Source organism: Pseudoalteromonas sp. SG44-8, from assembly GCF_014164125.1.
Classification (GTDB): Bacteria; Pseudomonadota; Gammaproteobacteria; order Enterobacterales; family Alteromonadaceae; genus Pseudoalteromonas; species Pseudoalteromonas rhizosphaerae.
The window spans coordinates 12,378-29,470 of the sequence record NZ_JACJEQ010000019.1 but is presented as its reverse complement, the minus strand read 5'-3'; the positions used below and the strand labels follow the sequence as shown (position 1 = coordinate 29,470).

The 17,093-nt window shown below is 40.3% G+C and carries 15 protein-coding genes, 1 tRNA gene and 2 pseudogenes; 5 read left to right on the top strand and 13 right to left on the bottom strand.

From position 1 onward, the window contains the following. The first annotated feature begins 209 nt into the window (after nucleotides 1-209). Nucleotides 210-285: transfer RNA gene (locus tag H5163_RS14510), tRNA-Glu, on the top strand. A 317-nt stretch (nucleotides 286-602) separates the two neighbouring features. Beyond that, nucleotides 603-869 (top strand): DksA/TraR family C4-type zinc finger protein, encoded by a 267-nt coding sequence (locus H5163_RS14505; protein WP_182735431.1) that lies wholly within the window; start codon nucleotides 603-605, stop codon nucleotides 867-869. A gap of 90 nt (nucleotides 870-959) precedes the next feature. Here H5163_RS14505 and gloA read toward each other — a convergent pair whose 3' ends face one another. The 4 genes and pseudogenes from gloA to H5163_RS14485 form a co-directional block, all read right to left on the bottom strand. Next, nucleotides 960-1,361, bottom strand: a complete 402-nt coding sequence (gloA, locus tag H5163_RS14500) for a lactoylglutathione lyase (RefSeq protein ID WP_145240703.1) — start codon at nucleotides 1,359-1,361, stop codon at nucleotides 960-962. A gap of 53 nt (nucleotides 1,362-1,414) precedes the next feature. Next, the gene (locus H5163_RS14495) at nucleotides 1,415-2,446 is read right to left on the bottom strand and encodes a serine hydrolase (protein WP_182735439.1); all 1,032 of its coding nucleotides are present in this window, start codon (nucleotides 2,444-2,446) and stop codon (nucleotides 1,415-1,417) included. A 234-nt stretch (nucleotides 2,447-2,680) separates the two neighbouring features. Continuing rightward, entirely contained in the window at nucleotides 2,681-4,591 is a 1,911-nt protein-coding gene (locus H5163_RS14490; RefSeq protein WP_145240707.1) for an aminotransferase class V-fold PLP-dependent enzyme, read from the bottom strand. Between the two features lie 295 nt (nucleotides 4,592-4,886). Beyond that, nucleotides 4,887-5,126, bottom strand: a pseudogene (locus H5163_RS14485) (endonuclease III); the annotation flags it as partial. Nucleotides 5,127-5,309: 183 nt separating this feature from the next. Between H5163_RS14485 and H5163_RS14480 the strand changes: the two are divergent. Both H5163_RS14480 and H5163_RS14475 read left to right on the top strand, forming a co-directional pair. Continuing rightward, nucleotides 5,310-5,483 carry a hypothetical protein gene (locus H5163_RS14480; RefSeq protein WP_182735430.1) on the top strand — a complete coding sequence of 58 codons (174 nt, stop codon included), beginning with the start codon at nucleotides 5,310-5,312 and terminating at the stop codon, nucleotides 5,481-5,483. Next, complete coding sequence (locus tag H5163_RS14475) at nucleotides 5,480-6,034, top strand: GNAT family N-acetyltransferase (protein WP_182735429.1); 555 nt, start codon at nucleotides 5,480-5,482, stop codon at nucleotides 6,032-6,034. The genes H5163_RS14480 and H5163_RS14475 overlap by 4 nt, the downstream gene beginning before the upstream one ends. A gap of 113 nt (nucleotides 6,035-6,147) precedes the next feature. On the opposite strand, the pseudogene H5163_RS14470 reads toward H5163_RS14475, so the two are convergent. Further along, nucleotides 6,148-6,396 (bottom strand): annotated as a pseudogene (locus H5163_RS14470) (endonuclease III); the annotation flags it as partial. 115 nt (nucleotides 6,397-6,511) lie between these two features. Between H5163_RS14470 and H5163_RS14465 the strand changes: the two are divergent. Further along, on the top strand, nucleotides 6,512-7,903 hold the full coding sequence (locus H5163_RS14465) for an alpha-amylase family glycosyl hydrolase (protein WP_145240713.1): 1,392 nt from the start codon (nucleotides 6,512-6,514) through the stop codon (nucleotides 7,901-7,903). Between the two features lie 99 nt (nucleotides 7,904-8,002). Here H5163_RS14465 and nth read toward each other — a convergent pair whose 3' ends face one another. From nth to H5163_RS14425, 8 genes are all read right to left on the bottom strand, one after another. Further along, the gene (gene nth, locus H5163_RS14460; RefSeq protein ID WP_145240715.1) at nucleotides 8,003-8,635 is read right to left on the bottom strand and encodes an endonuclease III; all 633 of its coding nucleotides are present in this window, start codon (nucleotides 8,633-8,635) and stop codon (nucleotides 8,003-8,005) included. 37 nt (nucleotides 8,636-8,672) lie between these two features. Continuing rightward, a complete protein-coding gene (locus H5163_RS14455) occupies nucleotides 8,673-9,371 on the bottom strand; it encodes an electron transport complex subunit E (RefSeq protein WP_145240717.1) in 699 nt (232 codons plus the stop codon). Continuing rightward, nucleotides 9,368-10,003 (bottom strand): electron transport complex subunit RsxG, encoded by a 636-nt coding sequence (gene rsxG, locus H5163_RS14450; protein WP_182732475.1) that lies wholly within the window; start codon nucleotides 10,001-10,003, stop codon nucleotides 9,368-9,370. The genes H5163_RS14455 and rsxG overlap by 4 nt, the downstream gene beginning before the upstream one ends. Continuing rightward, nucleotides 10,000-11,058 (bottom strand): electron transport complex subunit RsxD, encoded by a 1,059-nt coding sequence (gene rsxD / locus H5163_RS14445; protein ID WP_182735428.1) that lies wholly within the window; start codon nucleotides 11,056-11,058, stop codon nucleotides 10,000-10,002. The genes rsxG and rsxD overlap by 4 nt, the downstream gene beginning before the upstream one ends. After that, nucleotides 11,058-13,739 (bottom strand): electron transport complex subunit RsxC, encoded by a 2,682-nt coding sequence (gene rsxC / locus H5163_RS14440; protein ID WP_182735427.1) that lies wholly within the window; start codon nucleotides 13,737-13,739, stop codon nucleotides 11,058-11,060. Before rsxC ends, rsxD begins: the two co-directional genes overlap by 1 nt. 9 nt (nucleotides 13,740-13,748) lie before the next feature. After that, complete coding sequence (gene rsxB / locus H5163_RS14435) at nucleotides 13,749-14,303, bottom strand: electron transport complex subunit RsxB (protein ID WP_145240725.1); 555 nt, start codon at nucleotides 14,301-14,303, stop codon at nucleotides 13,749-13,751. Nucleotide 14,304: 1 nt separating this feature from the next. Next, the gene (gene rsxA, locus H5163_RS14430; RefSeq protein ID WP_145240727.1) at nucleotides 14,305-14,886 is read right to left on the bottom strand and encodes an electron transport complex subunit RsxA; all 582 of its coding nucleotides are present in this window, start codon (nucleotides 14,884-14,886) and stop codon (nucleotides 14,305-14,307) included. 249 nt (nucleotides 14,887-15,135) lie between these two features. After that, nucleotides 15,136-17,079, bottom strand: coding sequence for an EAL domain-containing protein (locus H5163_RS14425; protein ID WP_145240729.1), 1,944 nt, complete (start codon nucleotides 17,077-17,079; stop codon nucleotides 15,136-15,138). Between the last annotated feature and the right edge of the window lie 14 nt (nucleotides 17,080-17,093).

The window sequence follows — 17,093 nt, the reverse complement described above, 5'->3', positions numbered from 1 at the left end:
GGGTTCGAATCCCCTTGGGGACGCCACTTACTTATTTTAAGTAATGTATAAAGCAGTGTGACACCGCACTCTCTATGCACGACGTTAACAAGAGTACTAATCTCTTGGGGACGCCACTTACTTATTTTAAATAGGGAAGTGCAGTGTTATTAAGCAGCTCGCCTGAAACGAGTTAAACCATTCAGTTGTCCTAGTGACACATATTCTGTGTCCCCATCGTCTAGAGGCCTAGGACACCGCCCTTTCACGGCGGTAACAGGGGTTCGAATCCCCTTGGGGACGCCATTTACTTTTTTTAAGTAATGTGCAAGGAAGTGTGACACCGCACTCTCTATACACAACGTTAACAAGAGTACTAATCTCTTGGGACGAAACTTACTATTTATTAGTAAGATGGCTTTTATTAAAAAGCCTGTAACATCAATTTAACTGCATTTCTATAGTTACTTCAGAATTATTCATCCAAGTTTAAATCTAAAAATTAAATCTTTTATATAATAATTCCTAAATTTTATTAGTATCTTTCCCTTTCTTATATTCAGCTTAAATAAACTTCATCTATGTTAGCGTACATATAAACGTCCAAATAAATAGGAGGTTATATGGCAAGTGGATGGGCACGAGAGGGTGCAATTCAAGATCAAATTGATGCCAGCGTTAATGATGCTGTGCAATATGCTAGAAGTAATTTAGTTTCTGGAGCTAGTGCCGAGCTATGTGAAGAATGTGATGAATCAATACTACAAGCACGAAGGCTCGCGTTACCTGGTGTGAAGTATTGTGTAAGTTGCCAAGCTGAACTAGAAGGTAAAGGCACGCTTTCTAAAGGGTTTAACCGACGTGGCAGTAAAGACAGTCAATTACGATAAAAAGGTGCATACAGCACCTTTTTTAATATCGTATCAGAGTTGAGCTTAAATAAATAAAAAGCGGATTAGCAAACCTATTACATATATTTGCTAAAATTTACTCATATTTTCTTTCTTCTGAATTAATTCAATTGAGTAGCCATCTGGATCTTTTACAAACGCAATTTCTGTTGTGCCGCCTTTAACAGGTCCTGGCTCACGGCTAACATTGCCGCCAGCGGCCTTGATATCAGCACAGGCTTTATAGATATCATCAAACTCAATCGCGATATGACCATAGGCATTGCCTAAATCATAGCTGTCGGTATCCCAGTTATAGGTCAGCTCAAGTACTGCTGTGTCTTTTTCATCGCCATAGCCTACGAAGGCTAGAGTATAGCGATACTCTTCGTTATCAGCACGGCGTAACTCTTTCATGCCGAGTACTTGAGTATAAAACGCAATTGATTTATCTAGATCAGCAACCCGTAACATGGTGTGTAATAAACGCATTTAAACCCTCTTTAAAATTCACATAAATTTTTGATAACGCAGCTACTCTGTAGCTACTGCTGCGCTGTTAAAATATCAATAATCCGATTATAAATTATTTCTGTGAGCAACACAGTATCATTGCCATTAGTATTTATAAACTGCACAACGACTGTATCGATATCTTTATAATAACGAGCAATGCTTGAATACCCTAATACCCAACCTGTGTGCTCATATTTATAGAGTGATGCGTACAAAGCTTGCTCTTGTTCACTAAAAAATGTGCCATTATTTAATGCCACAATAAAGTCGCCCACATCTTGTGCTGTTGCCACATACCCTTGATCAAGTGCTTTAAAATCATTTTCGTAGCCAACATAATAGCCACTCATTAATAGCGCTAAATTTATCTCATTTACAGACTCGAAGGTATTCGTTAAGCCCAATGGCGTTAAAATCTCGTTTTTAATAAATTGGTTATGGTCATAACCCAGCACATTAGACATGATTTTCCGCAGCAACAAATAATTAGTATTAGAATAGCCGTAATCAGCATTAGGACTAAAGTCAGCGGGAGTATCGAGTACTAATGCAAGCGGGTCGGGGTAGGTGATTGACCAATCAAAATGATCAGTGTCTGTGTAATTGGGTATGCCACTTCTGTGCTTTACCATCATTCGTAGTGTTATCTTATCTGCATTTTCAATGCGTCCAATTAACGATGGAAGATAATCAGCCAGTGTTTTATCCACATCAATTAGTCCAGCAGAGGCAAGTTTTGTTAAGGCTGATGCATCATACAGCTTACGGATACTGCCAATCTTAAACAAAGCAGTAGCATAAGCGGGGATTTTTTGATCTCGATTATGCCAACCGTTTGCAAAAGATTCAGGTTGCTGTCCTTGTCTATGAATATACACAATAATGCCATCGACTCCTTGTTCAATAGCCTCTTGTGTTTGTTCTTTGATCGTCGCCGGTAGCGGTTGCAAGTAATATAAAGCAAACTGCCAAGGGGCAAAAAAGTATATGCTCATGATGGTGACAATAAATGCAGCAATGCGCATTAAAGTAAGCGTTTTTTTGTTCTTAACTAGCATTATTACGCATCCGCTTCATTTATTTTTGTAGTGTCAGGGTCAGTTCTTTAATCTACTATACTTCGTATTATTTACTCTGTCTTATCTTTAAATTCTGACGTGATATTACCTAATATTAACATTAGCTTAGCACACCAAGTTCTATTAAAGTGGCCTAGAATTATAACGCACTAAACAGCAATATCGTGTGACATTGCTGTTTCGTTATAAGGAGTTCGACTGTATTAAAGTATATTTTTACTTTTGAACTTTGCCCTTAAGAACATAGATTTCACCATCAAAACTCCCTTGAATCGTCAAACCTTGTCCTGCTAACTCTTTAAGGTACTCTATATGTTCCTCTGTAATATGCTGTCCCGGGACCAAAAGAGGAATGCCTGGCGGATAGGGGGTGACTAAACCGGCACAAATACGGTTGTTACTTTTACCGATAGGCACAGATTCGCGCTCGCCATAAAAGGCATCGCTTGGAATACACGCTAAGTCTATGGCTGGTAGATTCTCAGGCAAGCGAGATCGTCGCGTCGATTTTGACAACTTCACTTTACCGCTGTCGAGTTTTTTGAGCGCATTATAAAGACGAATTATTTTTGAGCGCGTGCCGCCAAGCGTCAGTAACACTAAGATGGTGCTGTGAGTGTACTTCTCTATTTCTAGGCCAATCTCATCCAGCAGGTATTTATGAATATCCTTTAATGAATAAGGTAATTCGCTAATATCGATGAGAATTTTTAGCGGATCGTGACCCATGTTATCACCACTAAAGTGCGGAAATATTTCCATAAAGTCTTGTTTACCTAGCACTTTAATTTGCTTGAGTGAAGCCATCTGTTGTTTAAATTCTTCCACATGGTTCAACAAAGCATTGAGTAGCTTATATCCTTCCATCTCTAACTGCTTTTGGCAAACGTCAAGCGATGCGATAAGCTGATATTTTGGCGATGTACTGGCGTAAATACTGTAAATCTCGCGAAAGAAATCAGCATCGAAATCGGGATCGTTAACATGAATATAAGACGCTTGAGAAAACGCCGATACCACTTTATGTGCTGAATGGGTGACATAGTCAGCGCCAGCATGAATGGCGGAATAGTATCGTAGGCTTGGATGAAACAGGGAGTAAGCAAACCACGCTTCGTCAATAAATACTTTTATACCATGTTGATGGGCAAACTCTACCACCTGTTTCAGATCGCTCAGTAGGCCATCGTAAGTACAACCCGTGAGGACTAGCAATTTCGCATCGGTATTTTGTTCTATCGCCTGTTTAATGTCGGCCAACGACGGCGGCGCGAAGATGCCATATTTTGGATTTAAAATACTCGACAAATAAACAGGTAAACTAGCTGATTGTAAAATGCCATAGTGCACAGATTTATGACAATTGCGGTCGATAATCACTTTATCGCCCTTGCGCAGCAATGTCTGCAAGATGATTTTATTTGAGGTAGACGACCCATTGGTAACGAAATAGGTATGCTTAACCTCAAACGTCGCCGCTGCTGACTCTTGCGCACGGCCAATGGTATTAGTGCTATCTGACAATGAACCTAACGAGTCCACTGAAACCGACAGGTCGCCAACGAACACATTACGACCATAAAACTGATAAAAATCTTTGATATAAGGGGAATTTCTAAAGCTAGAGCCACCGCTGTGTCCTGGTGTATGCCAAGAGTCGTTCGCTTCGCCAACATAACGGCGATACGCCGTCCAAAATGGGGTTTCTGAGCGGTCATCGAAATCATTAATCATATAGCCTAAAATTGCTTCAGGATCAGAAATCACCTCATCTTTAAAGAAAAAAGACTCAATCTCCTCCGACTCATTAACGATTTCTAGTCCTTTCGTATCATCGCCAATAACATAAACGGGCAACTCAAGGCGGATCCCCTTTAACTGCTCGATAAAGCGACTATAAGTTCGCTCGCCAACCTTATTTTGCAAATCCCAGCTAAGCACTACGGCCTGAATATCGCCATCTTCCTCTACAATGTCCAATGCTTGTTTTAGCTCAAGACGCTCAATAATATCGATATGAATATCATCTCGCTCAAAATTTGGGATGGTTTTCGACAGATTAGTAGAAAGCTCTTGCAAGGTGGCGGGGTCTTGCTCAATTAACAAGATACGAAGTATAGGTAACATAGGAATTCTCGCAATAAAATTTCATAATGCTCAACAGCATAACTAAAGGATTGACGCTTGTGAAATTAATACTTTGAAAATATTCTAATAATTACGCCAAATCACGAATAAACAGATTTTATTTAAATTGATTTACAAGGTATGGAAAATGAAAGGTGCCAAAGTTAGGCACCTACTTTAATAAACAGAAAAAAGACGGGAATGCGAATTAATCACTGAGCTTATTCTTATAAGCCTGATAATTGAGGTTTAAAATTAATAATCGTTTAAAATGAAGGTGTTTTATCTACAGGATCTAATCTGCTTTATCTTTAAACTCACACAAGTCTTCAATAATACAACTGCCACATTTTGGTTTGCGGGCTGTACAAATATAACGACCATGTAAAATAAGCCAGTGATGTACATCAACTTTAAACTCTGTTGGTACAACTTTTAAAAGTTTTTGTTCAACCGCAACAACACCTTTACCCATGGCAAGCTTAGTACGGTTTGATACACGGAATATATGCGTATCTACAGCAATGGTTGGCCAACTTAAATATAAGGAAGGCAGATGTAACTAGCTTTCAAAATGTTGGTAGTTGAAATCCTAAAGAGCAAAGATCATGTGTTTGCATTAGGCTTCATCGGAACTTTTAGTTACAAAGTTAATTTGGTAACTCATATTAACTGTGTTGTAGTTAATATAATTACAGCACGAGATAGGGAATTATGTATGAAAGAGGATATTGATGAGCTAAAAAGTGAATTTCAAGCAAAACTTCTATCTTGGAATAATATAAAAAGTAAAAAAATTAAAGTTACATTTATATTCATATTTTTCGGTTTGATTGGATTAAAGGTTTTTACTACTATCTTAACTGTTGATTGGCTTGCAGGGTTAATATGATGATCACTTTTCGCCCACTTAACAAACATGATTTTAACTATTCAAAAGTTATAGACCTTTTTTTCGAAGCTTTTCCAAAAGTTCACAGACTACCAGAATGGCTTGTTAAATACAGAATGAGGAATGGAAAAAATGGCTTTGATATTATTTATGATCATAATAAATGGGTTGGTTTTCTCTACACTAAAGAATATAAACAAATTATCTGTGTAAAGTTTTTTGCTATATCTGAATTGCTCCGCTCAAGTGGTTACGGAAGCAAAGTAATGGATTCTATGAATGAAAAGCATTCAAATAAAAGAATAGTACTCACTATTGAGGAGCTTGATGAAAAGGCAGAAAACTATCAACAAAGAGTTAAGCGCAAAGCGTTTTATGAAAAAAATGGGTTCAGTTCTACCGGGTTTATCATAAAAGAGCCAGCTGAGCGGCAAGAAGTCCTTATACGTGGTGGAACTATATCTCAAGAAGAAATAGAAGCTATGTACAAGCATTTTTTAGGAAATTTATTGTTTTCTTTACTTAAAATCGAAGTACTAAAAATTGAATAAGAATACCGTCATTTTAATGTAATTAGTTAGTCGTTAGCAGTTAAATAATGCATGCAAACAGCAGCAAAGATAAAAACTTAAAGTTTACTTATTGGCTCAAAAAAGAATAAACATTATTCAGTCTTGTCTTTAAACTCACATAAATCTTCAATAATACAACTGCCACATTTTGGTTTACGGGCAACACAGGTATAACGCCCGTGCAGTATGAGCCAATGGTGTACGTCTACTTTAAATTCTTTGGGGATCACTTTTTCGAGTTTTTGCTCAACGGCTACCACGTCTTTACCCATGGCAAGCTTAGTACGGTTTGATACACGGAATATATGCGTATCTACAGCGATGGTAGGCCAACCGAATGATAATTATCGTAGATAGGCATTAAGACTTACATACGTATTCATGTTAATAGTTTATTGAAAATAATTTCACTACATCGCATATTGTTAAAACTTAATCGTTTAAGGGGCTTTATAAATGAAAAACCTTTCAATAATATTACTATTTTTAGGGCTGTGTGCCTGCACTAATATAAGTAAAAAAACTAAGACAACAAATATTTCCTCTAATTATGTTCCACAAGAATATGTGAAGTTAACGCATCCTCAGTGGAGTAAGAACGCAAGTTTTTATCAAATTAATACGCGACAGTTCACACCTGAAGGAACATTTGCAGCCGCTGAGCATCAACTACCACGATTAAAAGAACTTGGCGTCGATATTCTTTGGTTAATGCCGATTCATCCGATTGGCGAAGAAAACAGAAAAGGGTCGCTGGGTAGCCCTTATTCAGTAAAAGATTACTACGGTGTTAATCCTGAGTTTGGTACCTTAGATGACTTAAAAAGCTTTGTTAACGCTGCTCACGAATTAGGTATGTACGTTATTCTAGATTGGGTAGCAAATCATAGTGCTTGGGATAATGAATTAAGACATAAGCATCCAAATTGGTATACAAAAAATTCGCAAGGTAATTTTCAACCTACGCCGTGGTGGGATTGGTCAGACATAATCGACTTTGATTATAACGTACCAGAAATGCGTGAATACATGACTGATGCAATGAAGTATTGGGTCAAAGAAGTAAATATTGATGGTTATCGATGTGATGTAGCTGGTTTTGTTCCTCTCGATTTTTGGGAAAACGTTAGGGCGGAGCTAGACGCGATCAAGCCCGTTTTTATGTTAGCTGAATGGGAAATGCGTGATTTACATGCTAAAGCTTTTGATGCTACTTATGCATGGTCTTGGCAGGAAGCTATTCATGATATTTTAAGTGGTCACGCTGATTTAAATAGATTGTTTGTATACTATTCATGGAATGAGGGAGCGTATCCGAAAAATAGCTATCGGATGACGTATGTTTCAAATCACGATGCTAATTCATGGGAAGGAACCGTGTTTGAGCGTTATGGTAGCGAAGAAAAAGTAGCGACAGCAATCGTATTGTCTATTGTCGGTGAAGGTATGCCATTAATTTATAATGGACTTGAAGCTGGGAATATTAAGCGGCTTGAGTTTTTTGAAAAAGATCCTATCGAATGGAAAGAACATAAATTTAAGCCATTGATTCAGAAGCTCTTAGCTTTGCAGAAACAAAATAGTGCGTTGTGGCATGGTAAATATGGCGCGACAATGGAGCGTATTTATAATACTAATCCGACAGAGGTGTTTAGTTTTATCCGCGAAAATACCAAAGATAAAGTGTTTGTTGTGATTAATTTTTCTGATAAAGAGCAAGATATTCAATTTATGGGTCCACAAACAGCTGGAGTATATACAGAGCTATTTAGCAAACAAAAGGCAACGCTTACTGAAGACGCAAGCCTTAAGTTGGCGCCTTGGGAGTATAGAGTTTATGTCCGGTAATGTTTAAAGGTTAAGCGTTTATTTGAGGTTTTCAAATTAAGATAATCATACGTAGGGCACATATCGTATGATTATCTTAATATTTCAATTAAAAATTAGTTACTCAGTCTTTTCTTTAAACTCACATAAATCTTCAATTATACAGCTGCCACACTTTGGCTTACGCGCCACACAGGTATAACGTCCATGTAAAATGAGCCAGTGATGTACATCTACTTTAAACTCTGCTGGTACAACTTTTAATAGCTTTTTTTCTACTTCAACAACGTTCTTACCCATAGCAAATTTAGTGCGGTTTGATACGCGGTCTATGTGGGTATCTACCGCGATTGTCGGCCAGCCGAAGGCGGTGTTGAGTACCACATTGGCAGTTTTACGGCCAACGCCGGGTAGGGCTTCTAGGGCTTCACGATTCTCAGGCACTTCGCTGTTGTGCTTATCAACTAAAATTTGGCACATTTTGTACACATTGGCAGCTTTAGAATTAAACAAACCGATGGTTTTAATGTAATCGCGAAGTTTATCGTGGCCTAAATCTAAAATTGCTTGCGGCGTATTGGCGACGGGAAAGAGCTTACGGGTGGCTTTATTTACCCCAACGTCAGTTGCTTGTGCTGATAGCGTTACCGCAACTAACAGTTCAAACGGGCTTGAATATTCAAGCTCGGTTTCTGGATGTGGGTTTTGCTCGCGCAAGCGAGAGAGTATTTCGTATCGTTTTTCTTTATTCATGCAACTTAAACGCACAGTAAATACTGTGCGCTTCCCCTTAAGTTAAACTGGTGACCCTTGCTCGTGGGCCTTTTTCGGCCACTGGTGGTGCTACTTGTTTTGCTTTTATTTGCGCATCAATGACATTTTTAGCAGCAATCAGTAAGCCCAAACCTAAAAATGCACCGGGTGGTAAAATAGCGAGCAAAAATTGATTATCAAAACTAAATACTTCAATGCGTAAAACCGATGCCCATGGGCCCAGTAGTAAATCGGCGCCATCAAATAAGGTACCTTGGCCGATCAACTCACGCATTGCGCCAAGCACAACCAGTACTACCATAAAGCCAGAGCCCATCATTAAACCGTCAAACGCTGATAAATGAATCGGATTCTTAGAGGCATACGCTTCAGCGCGGCCGATAATAGCGCAGTTAGTAACTATCAGTGGAATAAATATTCCTAGCGATTGATATAAGCCAAACGTATAGGCATTCATTAATAGCTGCACTATGGTTACAAAGCCTGCGATAAACATCACAAATACAGGAATGCGGATATCTTTTGGCACGAAATTACGCACCGCAGAAATTGTGACGTTCGAGCCAACTAATACCAGCAGAGTGGCTAAACCGAGGCCCATCGCATTGGTTATCGTTGATGTGACGGCCAGTAGTGGGCACAAACCGAGTAATTGCACGAGGGCAGGGTTGTTTTTCCACATTCCTTCGTTAAACAGTTCTTTTAATTGGCTCATGGCTCACCTATTTGGCATGCGTTATCAGCACTAAATACCGCATCGAAATTGTTTTTTGAGAATAACACAGCGTGTTTTACTGAGCCAACCACGGCGCGTGGTGTAATGGTAGCGCCAGTGAATTGATCAAAGTCTCCGCCATCTTTTTTTACTGCCCAGCGAGTATCGTCGTCATCAAGTACAGTTTTATCTTTAAATGAGGTGATCCAAAGAGATTTTTTCATTTCTACTTTATCACCAAGACCAGGCGTTTCTTCGTGTTTAGTAACACGTACTCCGGCAACGTCCCCGTTTGCAAATACGGCAGTTAATAAACTTATATCGCCGCTATAACCTTTTGGCGTCACGTGGCGCATTACTAAAGCAACAGGTTGGCCACCCTTGCGAGCACGATAAACGGTTTGTGGTTTATTACCAAGTAGTGGATCATCAATGATGGCACAATCTTGATAAAGAGTATTATCGTAAAAATTAGGGGCGAGTACATCTTGCAGCTGTAATGAAAGTTGTTTGCGCTCTTGGTCTGCAATACTGTCAGCCGTGAGGTTATGGATAATACCAACAGCGCCGGTAGTGAGCAGGGCAAACAGGGCTAAAATAGCGCCATTTTTTGTCATTGATGAAATAATCATTTATTCACCCCATGGCCATAAGTACGTGGTTGAGTGTAATAGTCTATCAGTGGCACGGCCATATTGAGTAGTAACACAGCAAACGCCATGGCATCTGGGTAACCGCCAAAAGTACGGATCAAATAAACTAATAAACCAATCAATGCGCCGTAAATTAACCGACCGCGATTAGTGGTAGCTGCCGAAACCGGATCCGTGGCTATGAAAAAGGCCCCTAACATGGTTGCGCCACTAAATAAATGAAATACCATACCAGGCTCAGTACCAGGTGCTGCGATATAACCAATTGCGCTGCACACAGCAATTGATGCAATTACACCAACTGGGATATGCCAATTTATAACTTTGGCTTTAATAAGGTATAAGCCACCGATTAAAAAGCCAAGATTTACCCAGCCCCAACCTTGTCCTAACCAACTATTAAAAATAGCGGCTTGCATGCTTTCAGATACGGTTAAACCATGAGCGATATCAGTCTTGATGGTATCCAAAGGTGTGGCCATTGTTACGCCATCAACCCCAACTCTAAGTTGATCAACACTAAAACCTGCACTGGTAAAGCCATTAAAAATAACGCTAAGCTGTTGAGTAAGACTAATTGGGTTTGCGAGTAAGTCACTAACTGGCATCCAAGTGGTCATTTGCACAGGGAACGAAATAAGCAATAACACGTATGCAGCCATGGCAGGGTTAAATAAATTGAAACCAAGGCCACCATAGAGCTGTTTAACAATGACGATGGCAAAAAAGCTACCCATCACAATAACCCACCATGGGGCGAGTGGCGGAATACTTAATGCTAATAAGACCGCAGTAAGCCATGCACTGCCATCTCCAAGCGCAGGCCATACAGGGCGCTTGCGAATAAGCATAATAATGGCTTCACTGATACTAACCGTGACTAACGCTAAAATTAGCTGGATCAATACACCTGTACCAAAAAAATACAGTTGTGCGATAAGTCCAGGAATACAGGCTAAGATCACTGTTTGCATCAACCTGCTAAGTGATTTATGACTGTGGCTATGCGGCGAACTGGCCATCGTTAGCTTCATTACTTATCACTTCCTTCTTGTTGTAATTTTTTAGCCTTTGCACGGGCAATCGCAGCGGCAACAGCGGCCTTTTTCTTATCTTGTGCGGTCTGTTCTGGTTTATCTTCAGCGATTTCAGCTTCGTTTATCGCTGTAGCCGAAGTTTCATTTTCAGCATCGTCGTTTTCTTCGCTAGCCGCTTGTTCAGCTTGTGCAGCCTTTTTCGCTTTCGCGCGGGCAATGGCTGCAGCGACAGCGGCTTTTTTATCATCGGCAGGTGAGGCTGTAGTGACTTCACTTTCAGAGTTGTCGTTTTCTACGCTTGCTGCTTGTGCAGCCTTTTTCGCTTTTGCACGAGCAATAGCAGCAGCGACAGCGGCTTTTTTATCATCAGCAGGTGAGGCTGTAGTGATTTCACTTTCAGAATTGTCGTTTTCTACGCTAGCCGCTTGTTCAGCTTTTGCAGCCTTTTTCGCTTTAGCGCGGGCAATGGCGGCAGCGACAGCGGCTTTTTTATCATCGGCAGGTGAGGCTGTAGCGACTTCACTTTTAGAGTTGTCGTTTTCTACGCTTGCTGCTGGTTCAGCCTGTGCTGCCTTTTTCGCTTTTGCACGAGCAGCAGTGACAGCGGCTTTTTTATCATCGGCAGGTGAGGCTGTAGCGACTTCACTTTCAGAGTTGTCGTTTTCTACGCTTGCTGCTGGTTCAGCCTGTGCTGCCTTTTTTGCTTTAGCACGAGCAATTGCAGCGGCTACAGCGGCTTTTTTATCATCAGTAGGTGAGGCTGTAGCGACTTCACTTTCAGAGTTGTCGTTTTCTACGCTTGCTGCTGGTTCAGCCTGTGCTGCCTTTTTTGCTTTAGCACGGGCAATTGCAGCGGCTACTGCGGCTTTTTTATCATCAGTAGGTGTAGCCGTCGTGTTATCGCTTTCATCTTCTGATGCCGCCGCTTTTTTCGCTTTAGCGCGGGCAATTGCAGCGGCCACGGCTGACTTTTTATCATCCGGATCAGCGGCTGTATTGCTTGCGGATTTTTGCTCTTTGTATTTGCGAGCTTGCTCTTTGCGCGCTGCGCGCTCTAATGCTACGTCACTGTTATCTGGTTCAAGCGTTGCTTCTTGATTTTGTTTTTTAGCTTTGGCGCGAGCAATTGCAGCGGCAACGGCTGATTTGTCGTCATCTTTTGCTGGTTTATTTTTAACGCGTGCTAGAGCATCGGCAATTTTTTGTTTTTCGTCAGCCGATTTTTCAGCAGCTGGTTTGCGTTTATGGCGATTTTGTCGTGCTTCTTGCTCCCGCTCTAGGCGTTGTTTTCGAAGTTCAAAGCGCTCTTTCGCACGTTCAGCTTTAACTTGCTCAGCTTGCTGTTCTTTTATTTCAACTTTAGCCACACGGTAATACTGCACCAGCGGAATTTCACTTGGGCACACATACGCGCAAGCACCGCATTCAATACAATCAAACAGGTTATGCTCTTTCAGTTTGTCGTATTCTTTTGATTTAGCAAACCATTGTAATTGCTGAGGCAACAGTGAAGCAGGGCAGGCATCAGCACAAGCACTACAACGAATACAGGCTTTTTCAGGGCCGGGCTCTGCCAGCTCATCATGATCTGGGGCTAAAATACAGTTAGTGGTTTTTACCACGCCGATACGCACCGTTGGCAAAGTAAAGCCCATCATAGGGCCGCCCATTACAACGCGTTGCTGTGGCACTGGTGAAAAGCCTTGGCAATCAAGTAGATGTTTTATTTCAGTGCCTAATAAAGCCCATACATTACCCGGATTATGAATTGTATTACCTGTTACCGTAATAACACGTTCAATTAGTGGCTTACCTTCATAGACAGCTTGATGAACAGCAAATAAAGTGCCGACGTTTTGTACTAACACACCGATATCTGCTGGAATTCCCCCACTAGGGACTTCTTTATTGGTAAGTAGCTTAATTAATTGCTTTTCACCACCAGAAGGATAAACAGTAGGAACTGTTTGAATGATTATTTTGTCATTATACTCAGCCGCTGCCTGCATGGCTGCGATGGCCTCTGGTTTGTTATCTTCTATACCAACGATAGTAAGTGTTGGTGTAAGCAATTGCTGCATGATCTCTATGCCAGCAATAATGCCTGCAGCATGCTCACGCATTAGTACATCATCAGCAGTAATATAGGGCTCACATTCCACTGCATTAACAATAAAATACTCAATTGCTTTGCGACTATCTGCTTTAATATAAGTTGGGAATCCTGCACCGCCCATACCGGCAATACCACGGTCATGAATTATATCGATAAGTTGCTCGTGAGAAAGCTGGCTTGGTGTTGTCACCGGTGCTAACGCACACCAGCTATCTTGGCCATCGGGCTCAATAATTACACACAATTCAGGCAATGCCGATGGATGCGCAGACGGCATTTGGCAAATATCAGTAATAGTACCAGAAGTGGGGGCGTGTATTGGCACCGACCAATTCGCAACAGGCTTTGTAAGTGCTTGCCCTTTAAGTACCTGTTGGCCTTTTTCGACGATCAGTTGACCGTTAGCACCAATATGTTGTTTTAATGGCACAACGAGTTTGTCAGGCAAAGGTAAACGGGCGATTGCTTGACTGTTGGAAATTGTTTTTTGTCCCGGTGGATGAATGCCACCTGGAAACGGCCACACTTTACCTTGTTTTATCTGTGCGATTAGCTTTTCCATAGGGAGCCCTTAATCAATCTGTGTTACTGGGATTGCATCTAGTTGCCATTTCCACGTTTGCTTAGTGGTTTCTACAGGCAGCATATCAATACAGTCAACAGGACAAGGTTCAACACATAAGTCACAACCCGTACATTCATCAATTAAAACAGTATGCATTTGGCGCGTGGCACCAACAATAGCATCGACAGGACAAGCTTGAATACATTTGGTACAACCAATACATTCATCTTCACGTATATAGGCAACGGTTTTTATCGGTTCAGCTTGTTCGCCACCGGCAAGGGGTTTAGCTTCAACACCCATTAAGTCAGCTAATTTTTTTACTGTCGCATCGCCACCTGGTGGACATTTATTAATCTCATCGCCATTGGCGATGGCTTCTGCATAAGGGCGGCAACCCGGATACCCACACTGGCCGCACTGTGTTTGCGGTAATATAGTATCGATCTGTTCAACAATCGGATTACTTTGCACTCGATAGCGCACAGCAGCAAATCCTAAGATCAAACCAAAAATGAGTGCTAGGGTTCCCAGCGCAATCAAGGCATAAAACAAGGTCATGTTAAAACTTCACTAATCCTGTAAAGCCCATAAAGGCCATCGACATTAAGCCTGCGGTGATCATCGCAATCGATGCGCCTTTAAAGGGGGTAGGTACGTCAGCAGCGGTTAAGCGTTCACGAAGAGCTGCAAATAATACCAGTACCATAGAAAAACCAACAGCAGCGCCAAAGCCATATACTGCAGATTGTAAAAACGTATGATCCTCTTTGACATTTAGTAACGCAACACCTAAGACCGCACAGTTTGTGGTGATCAAAGGTAAAAATATACCGAGTAAGCGATACAGCGTAGGGCTGGTTTTTCTGACTACCATTTCGGTAAACTGAACCACCACCGCAATCACTAAAATAAAGCTTAGAGTACGTAAATACGTGATATCAAGTGGGATCAAAATATATTGATTAACTAGATAGCTTGTTACAGAGGCAAGTGTTAACACAAAAGTGGTCGCAAGTGACATGCCTATAGCTGTATCCAGTTTGCCAGATACACCCATAAACGGGCATAGACCTAAAAATTGTACTAACACAAAGTTATTAACCAGTACTGTGCCGATCAACAGCAATACATATTCTGTCATGTTCGCCTCAAGCTATAATAAACGCCGACATTATCCTTTTTTATTGGCTGTTTAACAACACGTAGAAGGTAAATAAACGGCTCATTTAATAATGATAGTGAATTGCATTTAGAATTTTATAGCATGATAAATAAAGATTAACTGTTCATTAACCTAGTTACTGACATTTGGAATGATAAAGCAGATCAGGGGAGGGGGAAATAAACTACTAGAAAACTAAAAAGGTGCTAAAAGCACCCTTTAGATTGATTAAATATCTTTTGGCTTTTCGATGTAATAACCTTGCACACCATCAAGACATAAAGTTTCAATAATGTGTTTTTCTTCTTGGCTTTCAACACCCTCAGCAAAAACACTAACACCAATTCGATGCGCGAGGTCGACCATTAAACGCATAAAGTATTGGTTATTTTTATCTTCTTCAAGGCCGCGAGTATAGCTTGCATCCATTTTGATAAAGTCAGGTTTTAAATCGCGGAAAAACTTAAACGAGGTTAAACCAACACCAAATCGTTCTACCGTGATCCGAGCACCAACACGGTGGATCATATCTATAAAGCGTTTACTGGCTTTAATATTTTGCTGTAAGCCAAATTCACTCACTTCGAATACCAGTTTTGAGGCAATATTTGTGTCTTTTAATAAACGTCGCTCTAGCCAAATTACGAACTGATCATTGTGTGCGCTTGAGGCGGTAACATTCAAACCAAAGAATTTTTCAGAGAAATTACGGCTCTTAATTTTTTCCAGTGATGAATTAATGATTAACTGATCAATTTCCATCGCCATATCAAGCTTTTCAGCCATAGCTAAAAATGAAGCGGTAGGCAATACTTGGTTTTCTGTTGTTTTAAAGCGCACTTGAATTTCAGCGTAGGCCTTCATGCTTTTACCAATTGGCATAATGTTTTGCATTACCAGATGTACACGCTCAGCTTCAATTACTTCATTAATCACTTTACGCCAGTTTTGATTGCCAAATCCTGCACTTACATTATTAACTAAATCAGTTTCGCGTTGTATATGCCAGGCGTTAGCTTGTTTTGATTGGGCCATGCTCATAGCATTGTCTACTATCGAAAGTAGCTCACCTAAGGGTTTGCCTTTTTCATAAGCGACGATCCCAGTATTTGCTACTGAGCTTAATTCTTGGTTTTGCTGATATTGAGTAAATCGAGATTGTAAGTTATCACCAAAACGTTCAGATTCCTTGAGAGGAGTGTTAGGCAGCACAATCGCGAAATCTGAGCTATTCAAACGAAAAACTTTACTGCCTGTATATGTGCCGCTGATATGTTTAATAATATCAGCCACAGCTTTGACATACTCGTCACCTTTTTGGTAACCACGAGTTTGGTTGATTGCTTGTAATTCACTACAACGAACCATCGCCAAAGAGCCAAAGGTGCTTTTTTCACTGCTTTCAATGTACTTCTCATAATATTCAACAAACATATTACGGTTGCCAAGTTCAGTAACTACATCTTTATAAGCTTCTTGCTTGATAGAATGTGCGGCATTTTGAATATCATCATGCTTACTTTGTAAAAAGTGCGACAGGCGATTAAAGCTCGGCACTAGGTCAACGCCCAGTTGTTTTATTTTGCTGCTATTAATTGCTGTTTCAAGACCGTTGTTGACTTGATTTTGATTGATATAAACATCAATTATCTCAGCCACTGTCATGCTTATATTTCTATTTAGCTTACTAAACATGGTTTTCATAAACACAATGGGAATAATTGCCATTAAACCTGACACTAAAATAACAATAAACAACGCTTGTTGGAGTATCAACCCAAGGTTATTGGCATTAATAGTAAATTCAACTTTGATATCAGACGCTTGATTAACAGCAAATTGAGGACGGATAGAGTTAAAGCTGGTGTTAACTAATTGCGCAATGGCTGGTAATGAAGTAGGGGATGTAATATTTATAAGTTCTTTACCTTGCTGATCACGCAAAATAAATGAAGAAAAAGTATTACCGTCAGCAAGCACTTGCTGAAGTTTATCTGGTGCTATATCGACAATAGAATGTTTACTAATATAGTTGTTTACCACTGATTGCGTTTTATGTTGTGCATCGCTTACTGCGTTGTCAAACGCTGACGCAACAAAATAGCCACCAATACTTGCAAACAACAGCCAAGATATTAATTGAATAAATATGAGTTTTTTGAAACCAGCCATGTCTTATTCTTTTT